The 22839-nt window shown below is 56.5% G+C and carries 23 protein-coding genes and 2 tRNA genes; 8 read left to right on the top strand and 17 right to left on the bottom strand.

The genetic code is table 11. The features are described 5' to 3' along the window. Positions 1–4: 4 nt before the first annotated feature. From MOQ06_RS11895 to mdtK, 4 genes are all read right to left on the bottom strand, one after another. Positions 5–1600: an FAD-NAD(P)-binding protein gene (locus tag MOQ06_RS11895; RefSeq protein ID WP_242173104.1), complete on the bottom strand. Its 1596-nt coding sequence runs from the start codon at positions 1598–1600 to the stop codon at positions 5–7. 122 nt (positions 1601–1722) lie between these two features. Beyond that, positions 1723–1799: transfer RNA gene (locus MOQ06_RS11890), tRNA-Val, on the bottom strand. 4 nt (positions 1800–1803) lie between these two features. Then, positions 1804–1880 (bottom strand) — tRNA-Val (locus MOQ06_RS11885). 153 nt (positions 1881–2033) lie between these two features. Then, positions 2034–3407, bottom strand: a complete 1374-nt coding sequence (mdtK, locus tag MOQ06_RS11880; RefSeq protein WP_242173102.1) for an MdtK family multidrug efflux MATE transporter — start codon at positions 3405–3407, stop codon at positions 2034–2036. A 225-nt stretch (positions 3408–3632) separates the two neighbouring features. Here mdtK and MOQ06_RS11875 point away from each other — a divergent pair, with 225 nt between their 5' ends. Continuing rightward, entirely contained in the window at positions 3633–4274 is a 642-nt protein-coding gene (locus tag MOQ06_RS11875; protein WP_242173099.1) for a riboflavin synthase subunit alpha, read from the top strand. Between the two features lie 31 nt (positions 4275–4305). On the opposite strand, the gene cfa is transcribed toward MOQ06_RS11875, so the two are convergent. Both cfa and punC read right to left on the bottom strand, forming a co-directional pair. Next, positions 4306–5454: a cyclopropane fatty acyl phospholipid synthase gene (gene cfa, locus MOQ06_RS11870; protein WP_148418939.1), complete on the bottom strand. Its 1149-nt coding sequence runs from the start codon at positions 5452–5454 to the stop codon at positions 4306–4308. 299 nt (positions 5455–5753) lie between these two features. Next, entirely contained in the window at positions 5754–6953 is a 1200-nt protein-coding gene (gene punC / locus MOQ06_RS11865) for a purine nucleoside transporter PunC (RefSeq protein WP_242173097.1), read from the bottom strand. Between the two features lie 113 nt (positions 6954–7066). Here punC and punR point away from each other — a divergent pair, with 113 nt between their 5' ends. Continuing rightward, positions 7067–7978 carry a DNA-binding transcriptional activator PunR gene (gene punR, locus MOQ06_RS11860; protein WP_242173094.1) on the top strand — a complete coding sequence of 304 codons (912 nt, stop codon included), beginning with the start codon at positions 7067–7069 and terminating at the stop codon, positions 7976–7978. A 17-nt stretch (positions 7979–7995) separates the two neighbouring features. Here the strand turns inward: punR and purR are convergent, their stop codons facing one another. Further along, complete coding sequence (gene purR, locus MOQ06_RS11855) at positions 7996–9021, bottom strand: HTH-type transcriptional repressor PurR (protein WP_148418933.1); 1026 nt, start codon at positions 9019–9021, stop codon at positions 7996–7998. Positions 9022–9318: 297 nt separating this feature from the next. Here purR and MOQ06_RS11850 point away from each other — a divergent pair, with 297 nt between their 5' ends. After that, positions 9319–9408: a YnhF family membrane protein gene (locus tag MOQ06_RS11850; protein WP_003857632.1), complete on the top strand. Its 90-nt coding sequence runs from the start codon at positions 9319–9321 to the stop codon at positions 9406–9408. A gap of 160 nt (positions 9409–9568) precedes the next feature. Next, the gene (locus tag MOQ06_RS11845) at positions 9569–10735 is read left to right on the top strand and encodes an MFS transporter (RefSeq protein ID WP_148418931.1); all 1167 of its coding nucleotides are present in this window, start codon (positions 9569–9571) and stop codon (positions 10733–10735) included. A gap of 37 nt (positions 10736–10772) precedes the next feature. Here MOQ06_RS11845 and sodB read toward each other — a convergent pair whose 3' ends face one another. Further along, positions 10773–11354 (bottom strand): superoxide dismutase [Fe], encoded by a 582-nt coding sequence (gene sodB, locus MOQ06_RS11840; protein ID WP_148418929.1) that lies wholly within the window; start codon positions 11352–11354, stop codon positions 10773–10775. A 122-nt stretch (positions 11355–11476) separates the two neighbouring features. After that, positions 11477–12235, bottom strand: coding sequence for a C40 family peptidase (locus tag MOQ06_RS11835; protein ID WP_242173092.1), 759 nt, complete (start codon positions 12233–12235; stop codon positions 11477–11479). A 338-nt stretch (positions 12236–12573) separates the two neighbouring features. Here MOQ06_RS11835 and grxD point away from each other — a divergent pair, with 338 nt between their 5' ends. Beyond that, on the top strand, positions 12574–12921 hold the full coding sequence (gene grxD / locus MOQ06_RS11830; RefSeq protein WP_003832760.1) for a monothiol glutaredoxin 4: 348 nt from the start codon (positions 12574–12576) through the stop codon (positions 12919–12921). Positions 12922–12965: 44 nt separating this feature from the next. Here grxD and rnt read toward each other — a convergent pair whose 3' ends face one another. The 5 genes from rnt to eptA form a co-directional block, all read right to left on the bottom strand. Beyond that, positions 12966–13622 carry a ribonuclease T gene (rnt, locus tag MOQ06_RS11825; protein ID WP_148418925.1) on the bottom strand — a complete coding sequence of 219 codons (657 nt, stop codon included), beginning with the start codon at positions 13620–13622 and terminating at the stop codon, positions 12966–12968. Between the two features lie 96 nt (positions 13623–13718). Further along, entirely contained in the window at positions 13719–14126 is a 408-nt protein-coding gene (gloA, locus tag MOQ06_RS11820) for a lactoylglutathione lyase (protein WP_148418923.1), read from the bottom strand. An 89-nt stretch (positions 14127–14215) separates the two neighbouring features. Beyond that, complete coding sequence (locus tag MOQ06_RS11815) at positions 14216–15313, bottom strand: alkene reductase (protein WP_148418922.1); 1098 nt, start codon at positions 15311–15313, stop codon at positions 14216–14218. A gap of 53 nt (positions 15314–15366) precedes the next feature. Beyond that, positions 15367–15966, bottom strand: coding sequence for a TetR/AcrR family transcriptional regulator (locus MOQ06_RS11810; protein WP_193356207.1), 600 nt, complete (start codon positions 15964–15966; stop codon positions 15367–15369). Positions 15967–15992: 26 nt separating this feature from the next. Further along, on the bottom strand, positions 15993–17633 hold the full coding sequence (gene eptA, locus MOQ06_RS11805; protein ID WP_242173090.1) for a phosphoethanolamine transferase EptA: 1641 nt from the start codon (positions 17631–17633) through the stop codon (positions 15993–15995). 148 nt (positions 17634–17781) lie between these two features. Between eptA and MOQ06_RS11800 the strand changes: the two genes are divergently transcribed. From MOQ06_RS11800 to sodC, 3 genes are all read left to right on the top strand, one after another. After that, entirely contained in the window at positions 17782–18021 is a 240-nt protein-coding gene (locus MOQ06_RS11800; protein ID WP_148418916.1) for a DUF1289 domain-containing protein, read from the top strand. A gap of 48 nt (positions 18022–18069) precedes the next feature. Beyond that, on the top strand, positions 18070–18966 hold the full coding sequence (locus tag MOQ06_RS11795) for an aldo/keto reductase family oxidoreductase (RefSeq protein ID WP_193356205.1): 897 nt from the start codon (positions 18070–18072) through the stop codon (positions 18964–18966). Positions 18967–19047: 81 nt separating this feature from the next. Continuing rightward, positions 19048–19566, top strand: a complete 519-nt coding sequence (gene sodC / locus MOQ06_RS11790) for a superoxide dismutase [Cu-Zn] SodC (protein WP_148418912.1) — start codon at positions 19048–19050, stop codon at positions 19564–19566. Here the strand turns inward: sodC and MOQ06_RS11785 are convergent. Genes MOQ06_RS11785 through MOQ06_RS11775 form a run of 3 tightly spaced genes read right to left on the bottom strand, consistent with a single transcriptional unit; the run spans position 19545 to position 22677 of the window. Further along, on the bottom strand, positions 19545–21578 hold the full coding sequence (locus MOQ06_RS11785) for an FUSC family protein (RefSeq protein WP_193356204.1): 2034 nt from the start codon (positions 21576–21578) through the stop codon (positions 19545–19547). The two genes, sodC and MOQ06_RS11785, sit on opposite strands and share 22 nt — an antisense overlap. Continuing rightward, on the bottom strand, positions 21578–22438 hold the full coding sequence (locus MOQ06_RS11780; protein ID WP_193356203.1) for an HlyD family secretion protein: 861 nt from the start codon (positions 22436–22438) through the stop codon (positions 21578–21580). The genes MOQ06_RS11785 and MOQ06_RS11780 overlap by 1 nt, the downstream gene beginning before the upstream one ends. Positions 22439–22440: 2 nt before the next feature. Next, entirely contained in the window at positions 22441–22677 is a 237-nt protein-coding gene (locus tag MOQ06_RS11775; protein WP_148418908.1) for a DUF1656 domain-containing protein, read from the bottom strand. Positions 22678–22839 lie beyond the last annotated feature (162 nt).

The raw sequence follows: 22839 nt of genomic DNA, 5'->3' as shown, positions 1-22839 counted from the left end.
CCTTTTAATACTCCGCAAAAGGTAACCTGCGGCGCACTCCCGAAGCAGGATTTACCGCCGCCTTCGCCATCGCCTGACCAATTTCAGCACACTCTGACAACCCCTGTACAAACGGACGATCGTGCATCAGCCACGGAATCGCCCCAAAGGCTATACGCCCGCGCAGAGACGCTGGTGCCAGCAGCGTGTAGTCTTCCCCAACGTCCGGTATCTCATCGCCGGTTTCCTCAAGCTGTTTGCGCAGCGTCGGGAAGGGAATATGCTTATTTTTGAGCGGCTTTTGCCCGCGCGCGTCAATAAACACGTCAAAGCGATAACTCTTTTCTTTCGTGGTGATGACGGTTTGATCGCTGCCGATATCCAGATCGTAATCATCACCGAGCGTAACCACGCTGACGATCCCCGCTTCACGCAGCGCCAGCAGCCGGCGGATAGACTGCGGGGGTATAGCGGCATAGTTATCAATAAACACGCGTTCCAGCCCGGACTTAAACCGCGCTCTGTCCCGTTCGTTCAGTAAAGGGACAATCGCCTGAACCACCTCATGCAGGCGTAGCACGGTGTAGCGCCAGGCGACGGTACGTTTTTCGCGCTTATTTCGCTCCACTTCTTTCAGATTCGCTTCGGCCCATGTGAACGGCCCGTGCTTTTTGCGATCCTCAAACCAGACATCGCGAAGCGTGTCGGCATTCAGCGTGCTTAGGGAGATTGCCCGGCACCACTGCGGATCGGCACGCTCAAGCTCTTTCACCATCAGCGCAAAAATGCGGTCAAGCAGTCCGTCCGGCCCTTTTGCTATTTCGCTCTCAGCCACGGCCTCGGTTAATACGGACAGCGGCTCGTAAGGGATGGGGCAGTAAAAGTCGGCCTCCGGCAGCACGCCGGTGCGGGACATGAGCACGATTTTTAACGCCTCGCTGCCCTTATTCAGAATGAACTGCTCCCCGGTAAACTGACCATGCTGCATCACGACCGCCATGGCCGCGTCCAGCCCGCTGAGGGACGTGCCCATGATCCCCACCTCGCAGGCGCGGATCTCCGCGTCCATCAGCCCTGACCAGGGGCTTGGGAAAAAGGTGCGGGTGGCTTCCTCTTCATCAGGCCAGACGTGACCGGTGGCGACCACGGCAAGATCAAACCTCCTGGAGAACGGAGCATCGTTCACTGAAAGGGCCACGCCGTCTGCGTCAGCCTTGATATCCGTGACTTCAGCGTTGGGATGAACCTCGACGTGAAATCCCGCCTTTTTTGCCTCCGCGACAACGGCAAGAAACCGATCGTGAAAATATTCACCCAGCAAAATGCGCGGCAGGAACTGCCGGTCGTGCAGCGTCTCTTTGTCGACGCTATAGCGGGCAAGGTGAGCTGCATTTTGCTGCTTTAGCCATTCGAGGTAGCTGATAAAAATGGGCGGAATTTCAATACTGGCGATATTCGCCAGCATCAGCCGGGAGTTATCCTCATCGCTGTAGGGCATACCGACGCCGGGCTGGTCTGCTTTCTCAAACACGGTGACGGACAGTGGCGCTGCGTTGCCAAGAAGAGAGTAGAAGGTGTAAATCCCTGTTGGGCCTGAGCCGATAATGGCAATTTTTTTCATCGAAAGCGTTCCTGCGTTTCTGAACCATATAACAAGCGTAGCAGGAGAAAGGCTAAGTCATTCAATGAAGGGAGAAATTAAGATATTCAGAAGAGGAAATTTGCACCATTTCAGAACTGAAATGGTGCGTCCGAGTGGACTCGAACCACCGACCCCCACCATGTCAAGGTGGTGCTCTAACCAACTGAGCTACGGACGCAGAATGGTGCGTTCAATTGGACTCGAACCAACGACCCCCACCATGTCAAGGTGGTGCTCTAACCAACTGAGCTATGAACGCAACGTGTTGTCGGTGACAACGGGGACGAATATTAGCGGCACAGCACCATGGTGGCAAGAGGGAAAACGCATTTTTCTCTCTGATTTCACGCGATTGCTTCATTACCGCGCAAAGTGAAGAGAAAGTAGCCGCCATCCGGCGGCTACCGCGTGTTTAACGTGCAGCGCGCTGCAAAATCACCGCGGAAGGCTGACGTTGCAGGAAGCGCATGCGCAGCATCATCATAATGGCCGCCGAGGTTAAGCCGATGATAAAGCCCATCCAGAACCCGGCTGGCCCCATGCGGTTTACGACCAGATCCGTCAGCGCCAGAATATACCCGCAGGGTAAACCCAGCACCCAGTACGCAATAAAGGTGATAAAGAAGATGGAGCGCGTATCTTTATAACCGCGCAGCACGCCGCTGCCGATGACCTGGATGGAGTCAGAGATCTGGTACAGGGCAGCCAGCAGCATCAGGTGCGATGCGAGCGTCACCACCTCCGGATTATCGTTGTAGAGCAGGGCGATTTGCTCTCTCAGCAGCACGGTGAAGAGCGCGGTACAGACCGCCATGCAGACGCCGACGCCCAGCCCGGTGCGGGCCGCCGTTTGCGCATCCAGCGTTGAGCCTTGTCCCAGACGGAAGCCCACGCGGATCGTCACCGCAGCGGCCAGCGACATCGGCAGAACGAACATCAGCGAGCTGAAGTTCAGGGCGATCTGGTGACCTGCCACGTCAATAATGCCCAGTGGCGAAACCAGCAGAGCGACGACGGCAAACAGCGTCACTTCAAAGAACAGCGCCAGCGCAATAGGCAGACCCAGCTGGGTAAGGCGGGTCATCATCGACCAGTCAGGCGTGCTGAAGGCGGTGTCGTTACGAATGTCTCGCATGGAGCGTGAATGTTTGATGTAGGTGAGCATGCAGCCAAACATCACCCAGTACACCGCAGCCGTCGCCACGCCACAGCCTACGCCGCCGAGTTCCGGCATGCCAAAATGACCGTAGATAAAGATGTAGTTCACCGGAATGTTGACCAGCAGGCCGATAAAGCCCATCACCATGCCCGGTTTGGTTTTTGCCAGCCCCTCACACTGGTTGCGCGCCACCTGGAAGAACAGATAGCCGGGTGCGCCCCAGAGCAGGGCGCGCAGATAACCTACCGCCTTATCCGCCAGCGCCGGGTCGATATTATGCATAGCGCGGATGATATACCCGGCGTTCCACAGGACAATCATAATCAGAATGGAGACAATCCCGGCCAGCCAGAAGCCCTGGCGAACCTGATGGGCCACGCGCTCGCGTCGGCCAGAGCCGTTGAGCTGCGCAATAACTGGCGTCAGCGCCAGCAGCAGGCCGTGGCCAAACAGAATGGCCGGAAGCCAGATTGAGGTTCCGATCGCCACGGCGGCCATATCGGTGGCGCTGTACCCACCGGCCATCACCGTATCCACAAATCCCATTGCGGTTTGGGCTACCTGCGCGACGATCACCGGTATTGCCAGTGCCAATAACTGACGCGCTTCGATCATATACTTCTGCACGTGAACACCTTTGTATTGTAGTTATTTGAGAGACTAAAAAGGCCGCCGTAACTGGCAGCAAGAAGAAAAAACAGAGGGATGCCAGCTATTGTAGCGGGGTTTAACTAATTATCTAGTGAAAAAAACGTCAGAAATTGCGCATCGCTGGCAACCTGTTTTTTCAACTGTTATTGTGGTGGGATTAAACGGCGTTATCGCCGTCCGGAATGAACAGGAGCTGTAAGCATGTTTACTGGTATTGTGCAGGGCACTGCCAAAGTGGTGTCCATTGATGAAAAACCAAATTTCCGTACTCACGTGGTTGAGCTACCTGAATATATGCTCGACGGCATCGAAACCGGTGCGTCGATTGCGCATAACGGCTGCTGCCTGACGGTAACCGAAATTAACGGTAACCGGATCAGCTTTGATTTAATGAAAGAGACGCTGCGCATTACTAACCTCGGCGAGCTTGTGCCGGGCGATATCGTAAACGTCGAGCGTGCGGCTAAGTTTAGCGACGAGATTGGCGGGCATCTGATGTCGGGCCATATTATGACCACCGCAGAGGTGGCGAAAATTGTCACCTCGGAAAATAACCGTCAAATCTGGTTTAAGGTGCAGGATCCGTCATTAATGAAATACATCCTCTATAAAGGATTTATTGGCATCGATGGGATTAGCCTGACCGTAGGTGAAGTGACGCCAACGCGTTTTTGCGTGCATTTAATTCCTGAAACGCTGCAGCGCACAACGCTCGGAGCAAAAAAGCTGGGGCAGCGCGTGAATATCGAAATTGATCCCCAGACCCAGGCGGTCGTGGATACCGTTGAGCGCGTGCTGGCGGCGAAAGAAGCGGCGATAATAAAGGCCGTGGAAGAAGAATAAAAAATAACCCCGGGTAGCCGGGGTTATTTTTTTAGCGGGCCACCCGCAGGCCGTGCTCAATGCCCCGGCTAAACACCACCTGCCATAGCTGTATATCCCGCGCGCGGAACGCGCCAGCGCAGGCATTCAGGTAATAGCTAAACATTCGTTTGAATCGTTCCGAATAGTTGTCGGCAATTTCAGGCCACGCGGCCTGGAAACGCTCGTGCCACGCCATCAGGGTGGTATCGTAATCTGCGCCAAAGTTATGCCAGTCTTCCACGATGAAATGCGGTTCGCTGGCGTTCGCTATCTGGCGTACGGAGGGTAAACAGCCGTTCGGGAAGATGTATTTATTGATCCAGGGATCCACATTGTTGTCGGTGCGCTTAGAGCCGATGGTATGTAACAGGAAAATACCGTCAGGCTTCAGGTTACGGTCGGCCACCTCAAAATAGGTTTTGTAGTTCTTCGGACCCACGTGCTCGAACATGCCAACGGAAACGATGCGGTCAAACTGCTCGTTCAGGTCACGGTAATCCTGAAGCCGAATATCAACATCCAGGCCCAGGCAGCGCTCCTGCGCCATCTTCTGCTGTTCGGCCGATATCGTGACGCCCACCACGCTGACGCCGTAATGCGTCGCCATAAACCAGGCGAGACCGCCCCAGCCGCAGCCAATGTCCAGCACCCGCATGCCGGGCTGCAGCTGCAGTTTGTCGCAGATCAGCTGTAGTTTATCCTGCTGCGCCTGTTCCAGCGACGTTGCTTTTTTCCAGTATCCGCAGGAGTACTGCATTAACGGGTCGAGCATCCGGCTGAACAGATCGTTACCCAGGTCGTAATGCTCTTTGCCGACGATCCACGCCCGCTTTTTACTTTGCAGATTGAACAGGCGAGCGGAGGCGATACGCAGCGTATCTTTGAAGTGACGAGGGAGCTGATTTTCAAGACCGGCGCGTAATACGCTGGAGAAGAACATATCCAGCCGTTCACACTCCCACCAGCCGTCCATATAGCTTTCGCCCAGCCCTAACGATCCCTCCTGCAAAACGCGTTTAAAAAAATCGGGATGTTTAACCTGGGGATCGGAGGGGGATGAGCCATTAATCGTAATGCCCGCACGTCCCAACAGTTCACTGACGATCCGGGACCAGTTATCGTCCGGAACGCTGACTTCTTCTATACACGATGAACTCATAGCTTCTCCATCACCTTGCTGTGATCAGAACCTTAAAACAGCGTAGACGCTTTTTTTGGTTTGTGAGAAATCTCACGGTAAATGCCCGCGAGGCTAATATCCGACGTAGAACAGAGGAAGGGAGATTTCCCTTGCCGAAAAGCCGTCCATGGTAAAACGGGAGCGCTCCGGCTCCCGTTAACACTTAATATTTATCGTATTTAATCGAACCAAATTTAGTATAGGCCTCTAAATTTGGTGATTCAACAGAAAATTGTTAGCAACCTAATCACTGGTTTTTAACATAATTTCCTGTGCAATCAGGCGTGCGACGTTTCTCTGTGCGCGTCTTGATTCTGCTCACGATGCGCTGATGACTGCATGCGATAGCCCAGACCTGCCAGCGCAACGGTGGCCAGCATGACGCTGGTGGTCGTGAGCAGCGGTGTTGCAATCAGCGCGGAGACCACCAGGCTTGCCAGGAAGCACAGACCCAGCTGCAGGGTATTTTGCAGCGCGGCAGCGCGGCCCGTCGCCTGCGGGAACGGGCGCAGCGCCTGAGCCACAACGATAGGGTAGATGGCACCGTTTGCGATCGCCATGACGCAGAACGGAATCAAAATTTCAGCAAGCCCGGCGCCCGGAATAAAGCCAACGGCCCAGGTCGCGATCACGCTTAACGCGTAGAGCACCAGCAGCCAGGGAAGCATCTGCTGGCCTTCCCATTTTTGCAGCGCGGCGCGACAGCCGTAGCCGCCCACCAGGAAGGCGATGGTCTGCGGAACGTAGCTCAGGCCGATAGCCGCCGGGCTGTAGCCCATGTCATGCAGAATAAACGGCGAACCGGTCAGCCATGCGAAGAAGCTGGCGGAGCAGGCGGCGTAAATCAGCACGTTGCCGCGATAGGCCTTAGCCCGCAGTAAGGAGGTGAAGGTGACCGGCTTCGCGTCCGGATGCGCCTCTTTTTTATGCGCAGGCTTAAGCGCAAACGCGGGCAGCATCAGCACCAGCGTGATGGCGAACAGCGTGGCGAAAATGGCCTGCCAGTCGAAGTGTGCCAGGATCCAGCTGCCCAGCAGCGGGGCGAGCGCCGGCGACAGGCCAACCAGCGGCATAATGGTGGCGAAAATACGGTTAGTGCGCGAGGCCGGATAATAGTCGGTAACCAGCGCCTGCCACGTGACCGCTGCGGCGCAGACCCCGACTGCCTGAATGAAGCGCAGCGCCAGTAGCCAGGCGGCATCGCGAACCCACAGCATGCCCAGACAGCCAACGGCAAATATCGCCAGCCCCAGCAACAGAACGGGCTTACGGCCAAAACGATCCGACAGCGGTCCCCATAGCAGCTGCGCAAAAGCGAAGCCTGCGAGGAACAGGCTCAGGCTGGCGCTGATGGCGGCGGCAGGGGTTTGCAAATCTTCCTGCATCGCGGCGAACGCGGGCAGATACATGTCGGTCGCCAGAAAGCCCAGCACGCTTAAGCCGCCGAGCCAGACTAAAAATCCTTTCCTGGGTTGCACTATTTATTCTCCTGAGGAGGCAGGTGTACGTTGCCGCAGAGTGTAGGGAGTGCAAAGCGGCTTGTGAAACGCTAATATTTGGCGAGTGCATTCAAAAATTTTGCAGGCAGAAAATGTGGTCAGATTATTCCCTTGAAGTGGTCGATGCCGTGGCCCGTAACGGCAGCTTTACCGGTGCCGCGCAGGAGCTGCACCGCGTTCCCTCGGCAATCAGCTATACGGTGCGGCAGCTGGAAGAGTGGCTCGCGGTCCCGCTGTTCGAGCGGCGCCATCGCGACGTTGAACTGACGCCCGCCGGGGCGTGGTTTTTGAAAGAAGGGCGGTCTGTTATCAAAAAAATGCAGATCACCCGCGAGCAGTGCCAGCAGATCGCTAACGGCTGGCGCGGACACCTTTCCATTGCGGTGGATAACATCGTTAAGCCGGAGCGTACCCGGCAGATGATCGTCGATTTTTATCGCCATTTTTCCGACGTTGAGCTGCGCGTTTCGCAGGAAGTGTTCAACGGGGTCTGGGATGCGCTGGCGGACGGCCGGGCAGAGATGGCGATAGGCGCCACGCAGGCCATCCCGGTTGGCGGGCGCTATGCGTTTCGCGACATGGGCATGCTGAGCTGGACTTGCGTCGTGGCGCGCGATCACCCGCTGGCGGCGATGGAGGGGCCGCTGAGTGACGACACGTTACGCAACTGGCCGTCGCTGGTGCTGGAGGATACCTCCCGTTCGCTGCCCAAGCGCATTACCTGGCTGCTGGACAATCAGCGCCGGGTAGTCGCGCCGGACTGGGAGTCGTCAGCCACCTGCCTGAGCGCGGGGCTGTGCGTTGGGATGGTGCCGGTACACGTTGCGCGTCCGCGCATCGACACGGGGGAGTGGGTGGCCCTGACGCTGGAAAATCCCTTCCCGGACGCAGCCTGCTGTCTGACCTGGCAGCAAAATGACGTATCGCCCGCGATGGCCTGGCTGCTGGATTATCTGGGAGACAGCGAAACGCTGAACCGGGAGTGGTTACGGGGACCAGCGTAGCTGGCCCCGAGAAATGATTAACGACGGTAGTCGCGGAACGGGCCGTCCGCAACGGAGCGGCGTTCAATCAGGCGCGGGTGGACTTCAATGGACTGGGACTGTTCACGCTTGTTGACGATCCTGTCCATCAGCATATTGAAGGCCGTTTCACCCAGAGAGTCTTTCGGCTGGTGAATGGTGGTCAGCGCCGGGGTGAAGAAGCGGGCGTTGCGCACGTTATCATAGCCGATCACCGAAATGTCCTGCGGCACGCGCAGGCCCAGCTCGTCCGCCGCACAGAGCGCGCCCATCGCCATGATGTCGCCGCCGCAGAACACCGCGGTAGGGCGATGCTGCTGGGAAACGATCTGCTGCATGGCGCGGTAGCCGGACTCCGGCTCGAAGTCGCCCTGCACGATCCAGTTTTCCGGCACGACGATCATCGCTTCTTCCATCGCCTTCATAAAACCGGCCAGGCGGCCAGCGCCGGTGTTGCGCTCCAGCGGGCCCGGGATCACGCCAATTTCGCGGTGACCGCGTTCCACCAGGTAACGACCCGCCATGTAACCGCCTTCGAAGGCGTTATCAATCACCGAATCGGTGAAATCGGCGCGCGCTTCGCCCCAGTCCATCACCACCATTGGAATGTGGCGATACTCTTCCAGCATGGAAAGGACCGACTCAGGGTATTCAGAACACATCACCAGCAGGCCGTCCACGCGCTTTTGCGCCATCATCGACAGGTAAGCGCGCTGTTTCTCAATGTTGTTCCACGCGTTGCCCAGAATCAGGGTGTAGCCTTTCTGGAAGCAGTTTTTCTCAACGGCTTCGATGATTTCAGCAAAGTAGGCCGCTTCACTGCTGGTAGCCAGCAGGCCAATCGATTTCGTGTGATTAACCTTCAGGCTGCGCGCAACGGCACTCGGCGAGTAGTGCAGTTCTTTGATCGCTGCCCACACGGCATTACGCGTCTCTTCTGCGACGAAACGCGTTTTGTTAATAACATGTGATACGGTTGTAGTGGAAACGTTTGCGCGTTTTGCTACGTCTTTAATTGTTGCCATTAAATGTCACTCCAGACCATATCCTAAGCTCCTGAAAAACTTGAAGGTAAACGTTTGCCTTCTCTCACCCTTATTACGCAATCTTGAGTTGCGACACGCCGGGAAAACGACACAGGACGTCAGGAGGGGGTCAATGGCCGGTACGCTAATAAATTTAGCGTGGAATTTTGTCCTATCTTGATGAAAAGGGGAAGAGGTAAAGTGGATATCCGCTTAAATCCTGGAAGATTTTTGACCTGAACTGTGTAAAAATGAGCAGGCTCACTTTTCGTAGGGTGAATAAAAGGAGAAAAATTGATGAGTACCGATCTTAAGTTTTCGCTGTTTACCACCATTGTTGTTCTTGCTCTTATCGTTGCGGGTGGTTTAACCGCTGCGCTGCACTGATTCAGACGGGGGAGAGCTTTCTCCCTCGCTTTGTGCGATTGTTACCCCTCCGGCAAAAATCTTTTGCCAAAATGTTAACTTCTCATTTTTTGTGATTGATGTCATGCTTTTGACTTCTTAATTCTGTGTCGCGTTATGGCACGGTTTCCGGAGTTCATTCATGAAAATCAATTTTCCACTGCTGGCCCTGGCGATTGGCGCTTTTGGGATTGGCACCACTGAGTTTTCCCCAATGGGGTTATTGCCTGTTATAGCCCGGGGCGTGGACGTCTCAATCCCTGCGGCCGGTATGTTAATCAGCGCCTACGCGGTTGGCGTGATGGTAGGGGCGCCGCTGATGACGCTGCTGCTTTCGCACCGCGCGCGCCGCAATGCGCTGATTTTCCTGATGGCGATTTTCACCCTGGGGAACGTGCTTTCCGCGATTTCACCGGATTACACCACCCTGATGCTCTCACGCATTTTGACCAGCCTTAACCACGGCGCGTTCTTCGGGCTGGGATCGGTTGTGGCCGCCAGCGTGGTGCCAAAACATAAGCAGGCCAGCGCGGTGGCCACTATGTTTATGGGGCTGACCATCGCCAATATCGGCGGCGTGCCCGCAGCCACCTGGCTGGGTGAGACGATCGGCTGGCGTATGTCTTTCCTCGCAACCGCGGCGCTCGGCGTAATTGCGATGGTGGCGCTGTTCTTCTCTCTGCCGAAAGGGAGCGCCGGTGAGCGTCCGGAAGTGCGTAAAGAGCTGGCTGTGCTGATGCGTCCTCAGGTGCTTTCTGCGCTGCTCACCACGGTGCTGGGAGCAGGGGCGATGTTTACGCTCTACACCTATATCTCCCCGGTGCTGCACGATATCACCCACGCGACGCCGGTATTTATTACCGCGATGCTGGTGCTGATTGGCGTGGGCTTCTCCATCGGTAACTATCTTGGCGGGAAGCTGGCGGACCGCTCCGTCAGCGGGACGCTGAAGGGTTTCTTAACCCTGCTGATTGCGATCATGATTGCGATCCCGTGGCTGGCGCGTAACGAAGTGGGTGCCGCAATTGCCATGGTGGTGTGGGGCGCAGCGACTTTTGCCGTGGTACCGCCGCTGCAGATGCGCGTAATGCGCGTCGCGCACGAGGCTCCTGGGCTCTCTTCTTCGGTCAATATCGGTGCGTTTAACCTCGGCAATGCGCTGGGCGCGGCTGCCGGCGGGGCGGTCATTTCCGGGGGGCTGGGCTACAGCTTCGTTCCGGTGATGGGCGCAATCATTGCCGCACTCGGCCTGCTGCTGGTGCTGATGTCCGGTCGCAAACAGCCTGAAGCAGCGTGCACCGCTGAATAAACAAAAACGCAGAAGGGTCTCCCCTTCTGCGTGTCTCTTACGCGGCGAAGTTCTTCGCAACAAACTCCCAGTTAACCAGTGCCCAGAAGTGCTCCAGGTAGTTAGGACGCGCGTTACGGTAATCGATGTAGTAAGCGTGTTCCCACACGTCCACGGTCATCAGCGGCGTTGCGCTGGTGGTGAGCGGGGTGCCTGCATTTGAGGTGGAAACGATAGCCAGTTTTCCATCGGCCTCCTTCACCAGCCAGGTCCAGCCGGAGCCGAAGTTTTTAACCGCGGCGTCGGTAAACTTCGCCTTGAACTCGGCGAAGCTGCCGAATGCGGCGTTAATGGCTTCGGCCAGCTCGCCGGCTGGCTCTCCGCCAGCATTGGGTGCCAGGCAGTGCCAGTAGAACGTATGGTTCCACACCTGAGCGGCGTTGTTGAATACGCCACCGTCTGAGCTGCGCACGATCTCTTCCAGCGTTTTGCCTTCAAAATCGGTGCCCTTGATCAGGTTATTCAGGTTGGTGACATAGGTCTGGTGATGTTTGCCGTAATGGTACTCCAGGGTTTCCGCAGAAATGTGCGGGGCCAGGGCGTCTTTTGCATACGGTAGTGCAGGTAATTCGAACGACATTGCTTCTCTCCTTATAGTTTTATACGTTGCCAATAACCCTACAGACAACATGGACAGAATAGCAAATTGAAAGGGTATGCAAAAGAGGAACTTACCCTGCCACGGATGCGGCAGGGCAGGGTTTAGCGGATGGTTTTCGGCGTCATGACGCGTCGCGCGCCCACGTAGTGGCGCACCCAGTAATCTTCGCTGAGAGAGGTGATCTGAATGTCCCGGCCGCTGCGCGGTGACTGGATGAACTTACCGTTACCCACGTACACGCCAACGTGGTCAGCCGTGCCGCGTCCCTGGGTGCGGAAGAACACCAGGTCGCCGTTTTGCAGTTCGCCACGGTTAACCGGGGCGGCGTCGCGCAGATGGTACATTTCGTTTGCGGTGCGCGGAATGCGGAATTTCACCAGATCCTTATAGGCATAATAAACCAGCCCGCTACAGTCAAAACCGGTGCGCGGGGAGGTGCCGCCCCAGCGGTACGGTTTACCAATTTGCCCCATCAGCTTATTCATCGCCGTTTTTTGCGCCTTCTGCATGCGAACCTTATGCGCGTCGGCCAGCTTCGTCACTTTTGTGCATTTGGTTTTATGGCCTTTGCGCACGATGCATTTTTCGGAAGCGGATCTGGCGGCAGTGCGGGTGGTGTTGCGCGTGCTGGAGCGGAGCGTTTTTGATGTGGTGGAGGCAGTCTTCTTCGTTTTCGCGGTGGATTTCTTTTTAACGGTTTTGCCGGTGGTTTTTTTCTTTTTTTCTGCGTTTTTTGCCAGATGCGTTTTTTGTACGGCAGAGTGTCGCGCCTGTTCAGAGGCGTTCGCCGCTGGCGCAAATGAGAGTGTGGTAAACAGTAAAGCACAGAGCGTCATCGAGATTTTCGTTATCCGCGCCACTGGGCAGTCCCCTGATGAATGCAGGCTATCAATAATACCCGCGTATGATTTACAAAACGTGTCGATTCTAATCCAAAAAATCAGAATAAGTTAATAGCATTTTTCATTCTCAAAAGCTGTTTCGTTAGCAAGTGCAAAAAAATTCATCGTTCTGTAGCAGAATTGTTCGCTCCCTGAGCAAATCCGCGCTGCGGGCAGCGATAAACGACATTAGCAATGCATCTTTACGCGATAGCAGATAAAATAATGAGACGTGACAAAAATGTTATTTTCCGATGTCGGCCTGACCCGCTACAATGTCAGACTGATGCCGTAACAGAAGTTAAAGGAAGCAAGACATGAGCACCACTATTGAAAAAATTCAGCGCCAGATCGCTGAAAACCCAATTCTCCTGTACATGAAAGGTTCTCCGAAGCTGCCAAGCTGCGGCTTCTCCGCACAAGCGGTTCAGGCGCTGTCTGCCTGTGGTGAGCGTTTTGCTTACGTTGATATCCTGCAAAACCCGGACATTCGCGCTGAGCTGCCAAAATACGCAAACTGGCCTACCTTCCCACAGCTGTGGGTTGACGGTGAACTGGTTGGCGGATGCGACATCCTGATTGAAATGTATCAGCGCGGCGAACTGCAGCAGCTGATCAAAGAGACCGCGGCGAAGTATAAAACCGAAGAGCCGGACGCAGAATAAGTTTTCTGCGCGGACAAAAAAGCGACCTCAGGAGGTCGCTTTTTTTATGCCTGCTCTTCGCTGTCGCCCATCGGCAGGGGCCAGCCGCCCAGACGCTTCCAGCGGTTGACGATCTCGCAGAACAGCTCCGCCGTACGCTCGGTGTCGTATAACGCGGAATGCGCCTGGGTGCCGTCAAACGCAATACCCGCCGTGATGCAGGCTTTGGACAGCACGGTTTGGCCCAGCGCCAGGCCGCTCAGCGCGGCGGTGTCGAACGTGACGAACGGATGGAATGGGTTACGCTTCAGCGAGGCGCGTTCCGCAGCGGCCATCGTGAAGCTGTGATCGAACGTGGCGTTGTGGGCGACCATAATGGCGCGGCTACAGTCACTCTCTTTCATGCCCTTGCGCACCATTTTGAAAATGGCGTGAAGCGCCTCGTATTCACTTACCGCCCCGCGCAGCGGGTTTGTCGGATCGATACCGTTAAAGGCCAGCGCCTCCGGCTGTAGGTTTGCCCCTTCAAAGGGTTCAACGTGGAAATGCAGCGTGGTGTCCGGTACAAGCCAGCCCTGTTCATCCATCTTCAGCGTGATGGCGGCAATCTCAAGCAGCGCATCGGTTTTAGCGTTAAATCCGGCTGTTTCAACATCAATGACAACGGGATAAAAACCACGAAAACGGTCGCACAGACCGGTAAATTGAGCATTATCGGACATCAGGGTCTCTTACAAGGGGAAAAAAGCAGTGCGTATTATGGCAAATTTTGAGAGGCGATGCAGCAAAACAACGGGCGCATAGTGCGCCCTGCGGGATCAGTTGCCCAGACCACGACCAGCGTCTTTGGCTTCGATCAGTTCGATTTTGTAACCGTCCGGATCTTCAACAAAGGCAATCACGGTGGTGCCGCCTTTAACCGGGCCCGCTTCACGGGTGACGTTACCGCCGCTGCTGCGGATGCGTTCGCAGGCTTCGGCCGCGTTATCCACTTCCAGCGCAATATGGCCGTAAGCCGTACCCAGCTCGTAGCTGTCTACGCCCCAGTTGTACGTCAGCTCAATGACGGCTTCATCAGACTCCGGACCGTAACCCACGAACGCCAGGGAGTATTTATATTCCGGGTTTTCGCTGGTGCGCAGCAGCTTCATGCCCAGAACGTTAGTGTAAAAATCGATGGAACGTTGCAGGTCGCCAACGCGCAGCATGGTGTGAAGTAGGCGCATAATTTCCTCAGTTTGGATTATCTTTTTGAACAGAAACGATGTTTTAGTATAGCGGCGAAATGTCGCCGCTATCAATGTGCAATGCGGGATTAGAGAGAAGGGTAGTCGGTGTAGCCTTCCGCGCCGCCGCCGTAGAAACTTTCAGGGCGCTGCGGGTTCAGCTCCGCTTTCTTCTGCAAACGGGCAACCAGATCCGGGTTAGCAATGTAATCGCGGCCAAAGGCTACGGCATCGATCAGACCCTTGCCGATCAGATCTTCAGCTTTCTCCGCCGTGTAGGCACCCGCGCCGATAATCACGCCGTGGAAGCGCTCGCGCACCTTCTGGCGGAAGGCTTCGCTATAAGGCTTGCCGCCAGCCCAGTCCGGCTCGGACATGTGCAGGTAAGCAATGCCGCGTTTTGCCAGCTCTTCAATCAGGTACAGCGCGTCCGCTTCTTCATTCGGGCCGTTGTCGACGTTCTGGAACGTGCCGATCGGCGAAACGCGAATACCAATGCGGTCTGCGCTCCACTCGTTGCAAACAGCATCCACCACTTCAAGCACCAGGCGCGCGCGGTTTTCAACGCTGCCGCCGTACTGGTCGGTACGCTGGTTAGACGATGGTGAGAGGAACTGGTGCAGCAGGTAACCGTGCGCGGAGTGCAGCTCAACCAGATCGAAACCGGCTTCACGGGCATTGGCCACGGCCTGACGGAAATCGTTCACGATGCCCGGGATCTCGTCCAGCTCCAGCGCGCGCGGGGTGGTGGTATCGACGCGGATCGCGTTCCCGTTTTCATCGCGCAGGGAGGTACGGGTATTCGCGTTCAGGGCAGAGGCAGAAACCGGAGCCTGGCCGCCGGGCTGGATGCTGCTGTGCGAGATACGGCCAGTGTGCCACAGCTGTACCGCAATACGGCCCTCTTCAGCATGTACGCCCGCGGTGATCTTTTTCCACGCGGCAATTTGTTCCGGGCTGTGCAGGCCCGGCGCGCCGGCATAGCCTTTTGCCTGGGCAGAAATCTGCGTGGCTTCAGAGATGATCAGGCCTGAGCTGGCGCGCTGACGATAATATTCACCCATCAACGGTGTTGGGATATCGCCCGGCTCGATGCTGCGCAGACGGGTGAGCGGGGCCATAAATACGCGGTTTGGGGCGGTAACGGCACCGACTTTCAGTGGGGTAAATAACTTTTCAGCGGACATAACGGCTCCTGAGTAGACCAGTCGACTAGTAAAAGGATAAATAAAAATGCCGGCTACGCGCCGGACGCAGTAATACAGCTTTTCACATGTGCCAGCGCGCTTTCGAGCGGCACGGCGCTGCGAGAAATCTTGGCCTGCAGGTTAGCGCCTAACCAGAGTGAGTAGAGCACCTGCGCCTGCGTTAACGGATCGCCGAAGAAGGCGAGGGTTTGCTCATCGCGACCCTTCTCCAGCGCCTGCGCCAGCAGGGCGATAACGCCGCTGGCACCTTTATCCATGGCCGTGCGCATATCTTCGGAAAGATCGCACACTTCGGCAGACAGTTTTACCGTCAGGCAGCCGCTGATGATGCCCTGCTGACAGAACTGCGTCAGCGTCTCCTGATAGTAGTTCAGAACCCGATCCCGGTAGTTACCTTCACCGCTGGCGAAGTGCGTTGCCAGGCGCTGATGGTAGCTGGCATAGTGCCGCTCCAGCATGGCGACGCCGAACGCCTCTTTGGATCGGAAGTAGTGATAAAACGATCCCTTAGGGACTTCCGCGGTTTTTAACAACTCGCTCAGCCCCATACCGGTAAATCCGCGATGCATGCAAAGGCGCTCGCCGGTAGCCAGTAAATGTTCGCGGGTATCGTGTTCTGTATGTCTGCTCATGACTTCACTCTAATAGACCGTTCGGTCTAATGCAAGGCAGCATCGCGACGGCACTGCGACAAAATATCCAGCTGCGGTTGATAAACCGTTGATTTAACATCCATCATCCCCAGAACGGTGGCGAACAAATTGTCCTGTGAAACCGCATCTTTTGCAGCATGGTCACGCAGGCAGTCCGTGTTGACACCGAAGTTTTTCACGTAATCCGCAGAGAGCCAGAACATAAACGGAATATGCGTTTGCTGCTCCGGCGCCAGCATATACGGCGTGCCGTGCAGATAAATTCCGCTTTCGCCCAGCGACTCACCGTGATCGGAAAGGTAAATCAGCGCCGTGTTCATGGTGGCCTGTCGGACTTTCAGCGCGTCGATAGTCCTGCTGACCACGCTGTCGGTATACAGAATTGAGTTGTCGTAGGTGTTGATCAACGCCTGATGATCGCAGTTCTGAATTTCATTGGTGTCGCAGGTCGGGGTAAACCTGCGGAAACTGTCCGGATAACGGTTGTAATAGGCCGGGCCGTGGCTTCCCATCAGGTGGATCACCAGTACCGTGTCCTGCTTCAGACCATCCAGCACTTTGTCCAGGCGGTAGAGGTTTACGTCGTCGATACAGACTTTGTCCCTGCAGTACGAGTCCAGATTCCACTGGGTCATGTCCGTATGCGGCACGCGGTCGCAGGCACCTTTACATCCGCCGTCGTTGTCGCGCCACAGCAGGTTGAACCCGGCGTGGTTAAGCACGTCAAGCAGGCCTTCCTGATGTTGCGCCAGGTCCGCATCGTATTTTTTCCGCGTCATACCGGAGAACATGCAGGGAACGGAAACGGCGGTTTCCGTGCCGCAGGAGGAGGCTTGGGGGAAGTTGATGACGTCCTGCTTTTTAAGCTCCGGGTTGGTTTCACGGCGGTAACCATTCAGCGAGTAGTTTTCGGCGCGGGAGGCTTCGCCCACCACGAGAACCAGCACGGTTTTCTTTTGCTGGCCTGAAATTAGCGCGCCCTTACGGGCATCCTGACCAATGCGGACCAGCGTCCGATCGCCTGCGAACCAGCGCATTTTACCGTACTTGACCACGGCGCTTACGTAGTTCGCCGGGGTAACCATTTTGACGATGCTTTTATTATTGCGGAACAGCGAAGCGTAATCTTTATAAAATACCGCCGCGACCAGGATAATGGCCAGCAGCGCGCCGAGCAGGGTGGCAAGCCGCATCAGCAGGGCGTACCACCATTTTCCGCTTCGAATGCGCGTCAGGGCTAAGATGATGGACGGAACCAGGCCCGCCAGCACAAGCCACACGATCATCTGCGGCGTCACCAGGGCGGTGGCCTCCTGAGAGTTAGTTTCGAAGACGTTCACCATCATGTTCCGATCGATAACCGCGCCATAGGTATACATAAAATAGGTCGCGGCGGCGCATCCCATGGTCAGGACAATCATCAGCGGCTTGCGAATAAAGGGTATATTCAGCACGCTAAAGACGATTACCCAGCCGCAGAACAGCACCAGCGGTACGCTGGCGGCAAACAGCAGGTCGTGCAGGCGCGCTGGCGCAATTATTGCCCAGCTGCGCTGTATAAACAGCGCGTTAAACGCGGTGAAGAACAGCGCGCAGCCCAGGGTGAAAACCGTTTCGTTACAGCGTAACTTCTTAGTGAACCACATGATGAACAGACCATTCGTTATATCAGTGCGGCGAGTATAAGAGGGGAAGATTAGCGAAACCTTAACGTCATATTTGTGGCTGCCGCCCCTTGCGTGCGGGTCGTTTAGGGTCTTCACTGTAGGAAATAGTGACGCTGTGGAGGTAGAAGTGGCAGAGCAACTGGAATTTTTCCCCGTCCAGAGCCCGTGCCGGGGGATTTGCCAGGTTGATGAACGAGGTTACTGCCGCGGGTGCATGCGCACGCGGGATGAGCGTTTTAACTGGCAAAAATTCAGCGACGCGCAAAAGCAGGAGGTGATACGCCTCTGTCGGCAGCGACTGCTGCGCAAAATTCGCGCAAACAAAGCGGTTGAAACCGAAGAACCTCAGCAACCTTCACTGTTTTAGCAAGGTAATTGCGTATACTGGTGACATAATCTCCTTGAGGAAAATGTTATGGTTCAGCGTATTACTCTTGCCCCGCAGGGCCCGGAATTCTCCCGCTTTGTAATGGGCTACTGGCGCCTGATGGACTGGAATATGTCCCCCCTCCAGCTGGCGAACTTTATTGAAGAGCATCTTGATTTAGGAGTCACTACCGTCGATCACGCCGATATTTATGGCGGTTATCTGTGCGAGGCCGCCTTTGGCGAGGCGCTGAAGCTGGCGCCGGCGCTGCGCGATCGTATGGAAATTGTGACCAAATGCGGTATTGCCACAACGGCAAAACCGGAGAATGCCCTGGGACACTACATCACCGACAGCGCGCACATTGTGAAAAGCGCCGAGCAGTCGCTGGTTAATCTGGCTACCGATCGTATCGACCTGCTGCTGATCCACCGTCCCGATCCGCTGATGGATGCGGACGAGGTCGCTGAAGCCTTCCTGACCCTGCACCAGAGCGGCAAGGTGCGCCACTTCGGCGTGTCTAACTTTACCCCGGCGCAGTTTGCGCTATTGCAGTCTCGTCTGCCGTTTACGCTGGCGACTAATCAGGTGGAAATCTCCCCGGTTCATCAGCCGCTGCTACTCGACGGTACGCTCGATCAGCTGCAACAGCTGCGCATCCGTCCGATGGCATGGTCTTGCCTGGGCGGAGGCCGTCTGTTTAACGATGAGGCATTCCAGCCGCTGCGTAACGAGCTCGAAACCGTGGCCCGCGAGCTCAATGCGGAAAGTATCGAACAGGTGGTTTACGCCTGGATCCTGCGCCTGCCGTCTAAGCCGCTGCCGATTATTGGCTCCGGCAAGATTGAGCGCGTACGCGCGGCGCTTGCCGCCGAAGAACTGGAGATGACGCGTCAGCAGTGGTTCCGCATCCGCAAGGCCGCGCTGGGCTACGACGTTCCCTGAGCAAGTAATTGACTGACTTTCCGGTGAAATCTGCGCCTCTGGTATAGACTTAAGGTGCAAAAAATAACCCGTGGAGGTCTTATGAAGCGTTTTGCTCTGGCTATTGTCACGCTGGCCGTATGCGCAGGAGCGCAGGCAGCCAGCGACGACGTTGAAATGAATCTCGTCACTTCTCAGGGGGTCGGTCAGTCCATCGGGACGGTGAAAATCACCGAAACGGATAAAGGGCTGGAGTTTGCCCCCAATCTTAAGGCGCTGCCCCCCGGCGAACACGGTTTCCACGTTCATGCTAAAGGCAGCTGCCAGCCCGCAATGAAAGAGGGTAAGCCTTCCGCCGCAGAAGCCGCCGGGGGCCATCTCGACCCGCACAACTCCGGCAAACACGAAGGCCCGGACGGGATGGGTCACCTCGGCGATCTGCCGGTGCTGGTGGTCAATAACGACGGTAAGGCTACCGATCCCGTCGTCGCGCCCCGACTGAAAAAGCTTGATGAGGTCAAGGGCAAGGCGCTGATGATCCACGTGGGCGGCGATAACATGTCAGATAAGCCTAAACCGCTTGGCGGCGGCGGGGCGCGCTATGCCTGTGGGGTGATCTGATCGCCTATCGTGCCGGGAGGCGGCGCCTGTTCAAGCTGTGACAGGGAACAGTGCAGCCGCCAGATGATGGACGCCAGATCGCGCGCCGCAGGCAGATGATGGCGCGCCAGAGCGTCGCAAATGCGCTGAAGCTCGGCGAGGGTGACGCTGAGCGGGCGCTGCTGAACGCCGCGCTCGCTCATGACGTCGCGCAGCAGGGCAATGCAGGTGTCGCGGACCCGCGACAGCGGATCGGACCGCGTCTCCCAGGCGCGCAGCTGCCACACCACGTGCGAACAGTTCAGCAGCACCACGCCCCAGCGCAATAGCCAGCGCCGGGAGAGTGAATCCTGGCTGTTATTGAGCTGGCTGACGTGATGATAAACCAGCGATTCATATTCACTTTCGCGAAGGTGCGGCCTGCGGCTCAGCTGGTCGACAAATCCTCTGCGTAACTCCCGGATATGCCTGCGGCTTTTACGCGCGTCCGAACCAGGGCGCAGCACGGCGAACGCCAGCCATGCCAGCCCCACGCCGAGAATTTTCGCCAGGTTGTCATTCAGGAAATCGGCGTAATCGTAAACCGGCGGATTCGTCACCGAGATGAACGATCCCATAAAAACAATCAGCTGCCCCCACAGGCCGGCCAGCTTAGGCATTTGCAGCTTGAGCAGCTGCATGGTGGTTAACAGCGGAAAGAGAAACAGCAGGAATTGCCACAGATCGGTTATCTGCACCATCAGGCCAAACTTCACCACAAAGCTGAAGAGGGACAGCAGCACCAGCGTGCGCATGAGGAGCGTAAGCGAGTTGAAGGGGGACGCCGCCACCGAATAGAGCACGCAGCTGATGGCCGCAAGCGTCAGCGCCGCGCTGCCCGCGTCCCACTGCGTGGTAATGGCCCATGCGCCGACCAGCATCAGTGCACAAAAGGTACGAAAACCGCTCCACAGCGCCTCCATGGCGTCGGTATGCCGCGCCAGAGCGGGGCTGCCGGGTACGGAAAACTCGGTAACGGGCGTGGCATTTTCGACGGCTTTCAGCCAGCGGCTGCTGCGCAGATACAGGCGGCAGAAATAGTTCAGACGCTGCCAGAAGGCGCGGTGGCGGTAGTCATACTCATCCGCTGGGGCGAGCGGAGCAATTATCCGGGCCACGCTGTAGATATCCGCGTCCGGGCGCGCAAGGGCGGCGAGCAGAGTGTCAATCACCTCCCGGGTATGCGCGGGCGGTGCAGGCCAGTTCAGCAACATCCGGCGAAGGCTCGATATTGCGCTGGTCATGCGTAGCTGCTGGTGCAGCAGGTAGTTCAGCAGCGTGTTCTGGCGACGAAAGCGATAGTGGCTCCAGAAGGCCTGTATGCGCAGCAGATTCATGGTCAGGATCTGGCCGATGACTTTTTCATGCGCGAGACGGATCTCATCGTTTGTGTCGGGTTGCCAGAGCAGGCTGGCATGTTCCAGCAGGCGCGCGTGCATCGTTTTCAGGGCGGTGATGAGCGTGGTGCCGTCAGAGGTGCTGGGCAGGATCATCATCATCATGCCGCCGCACAGGATACCGACCATCACCTCGCACACGCGTGCCTGCGCGATATCCCACAGTTCGGTGGTATCCAGCACGTTAACCACCGGGAAGGCGATAATGGCCGCGGTATAGCCCGCCAGCTGAAACGCGTAGGCAACGTTATTGGTAAAATGGGCGCAGGCCCAGGTGCACAGCCCCAGCCAGGCGGACATGCTGAGCAGAAACAGCCACGGGTCGTTCAGGGTATGGCCAGCCAGAATCAGGGCGGCGGTGGCGCCGAGCAGGCTACCCGCCACGCGTCCGAGGCTTTTACTGATAACGCCGCCGACGGTGGGGAAGCTGACCACCGCCGCTGACGTCATCGCCCAGTAGGGTTCATCCAGGTTCAGGTAATAGGCAACCGTAAGCGCAAGGCACATGGCGATGCCGTTGCGCAGCGCGTAACGCCACTGCGGGCGCGTCGCTTTTATCCAGGGCGCATTGCGCCACGAGACAGCCCGCAGGTTCATCATCGTGTCCCGATGGAGACGGTACAGGTGGTCCCTGAAACGAGAGTAATCTCTTTCGGCAGGCTGTCGAACTCCACGCGAACCGGCACTCGCTGGGCCAGACGCACCCAGGGTACGTTGGGTTTAATATCAGGCACCAGGCCAGAATCGGTTTCGACGCTTTGGTCGTAGATTGCCCGACCGATACTGGATACGTGACCCTGTAACGTTTGCGCGCCGCTGTAGAGGGTGATTCGGGCTGGCGCGCCCTCGCGAATATGGCGCAGCTTCGTCTCTTCAAAATAGCCAACCACGTAAAACGAGCGGCTATCCACCAGGGCAAAAACCGGCTCTCCGGTCGTGGCGTAGTCTCCCACGCGCGTGGACAGGTTCGTAATCCACCCGTCTACCGGCGCTTTAACCACCGTCTGGGTCAGCTGCCACTCCGCCTCCTTCAGCGTGGCCTCCGCCACCTTCAGACCGGCCTGCATGGTTTTCACGTTGATGTTGGCGGTATCCAGATCTTCCGCAGAGATATAGTTTTTCGACAGATGACGGCGTCGGTCGGCTTCGTTGTTGGCTTTTGCGAGATCGGACTGAGCCTTAGCCAGCTGCGCCTGAGCGTTAAGCACGGCAATCTGAAAAGGGGTCTCGTCAATGCGGAACAGCACATCGCCCGCGTGGACGAACTGGTTGTCCTTTACCATGAGCGCGGTGATGCTGCCCGACACCTGCGGCGTGATGCTGACCTGTTCTGCGCGTATTTTGCCGTCGCGGGTCCAGGGGGACTGCATGTAATAGTTCCAGAGCCACCAGCCGGCAATCAGCGCCAGCGCCAAAACGAAAAGAGTGGAAAAATATTTAAGCGTTTTCAAGGGGATTCTCACCAGACGGTTAACACGGCAAGGCCAAGACAGACGGAAAGGGTAAACAGCGAGAGATCCATCAACATCGGGTGCCAGATTTCACCAGAATACATCCAGTCCCGCAGCAGTCGGTGCGCCACGAGCCAGATCACAAATCCAACCATAACGGCTTTAAAAAGAGGCGGAAAGTAGACCGATGCGCCGATAATCAGATCCTGAAGGGGCAACCCGGCAGAGAAAGAGAAAAACGTCACGAGCAGCGATCCTTTGCAGTGGAGTGAGTGCCGCAATGGCATGTATCAGTGCGATGGCGCATGAATATTCAGTGTAAATCATTCTTTCTGGAATGATGAATACCGTGATTGCATTTGTTTTGGCAATACAAATACTGCAAACTATTCTAAAATCACTATAAT

Source organism: Enterobacter sp. I4, from assembly GCF_022669095.1.
GTDB classification, from domain to species: Bacteria; Pseudomonadota; Gammaproteobacteria; order Enterobacterales; family Enterobacteriaceae; genus Enterobacter; species Enterobacter pasteurii.
The sequence above is the reverse complement of the archived record's forward strand: the minus strand, read 5'-3'. Positions and strand labels throughout refer to the sequence as shown.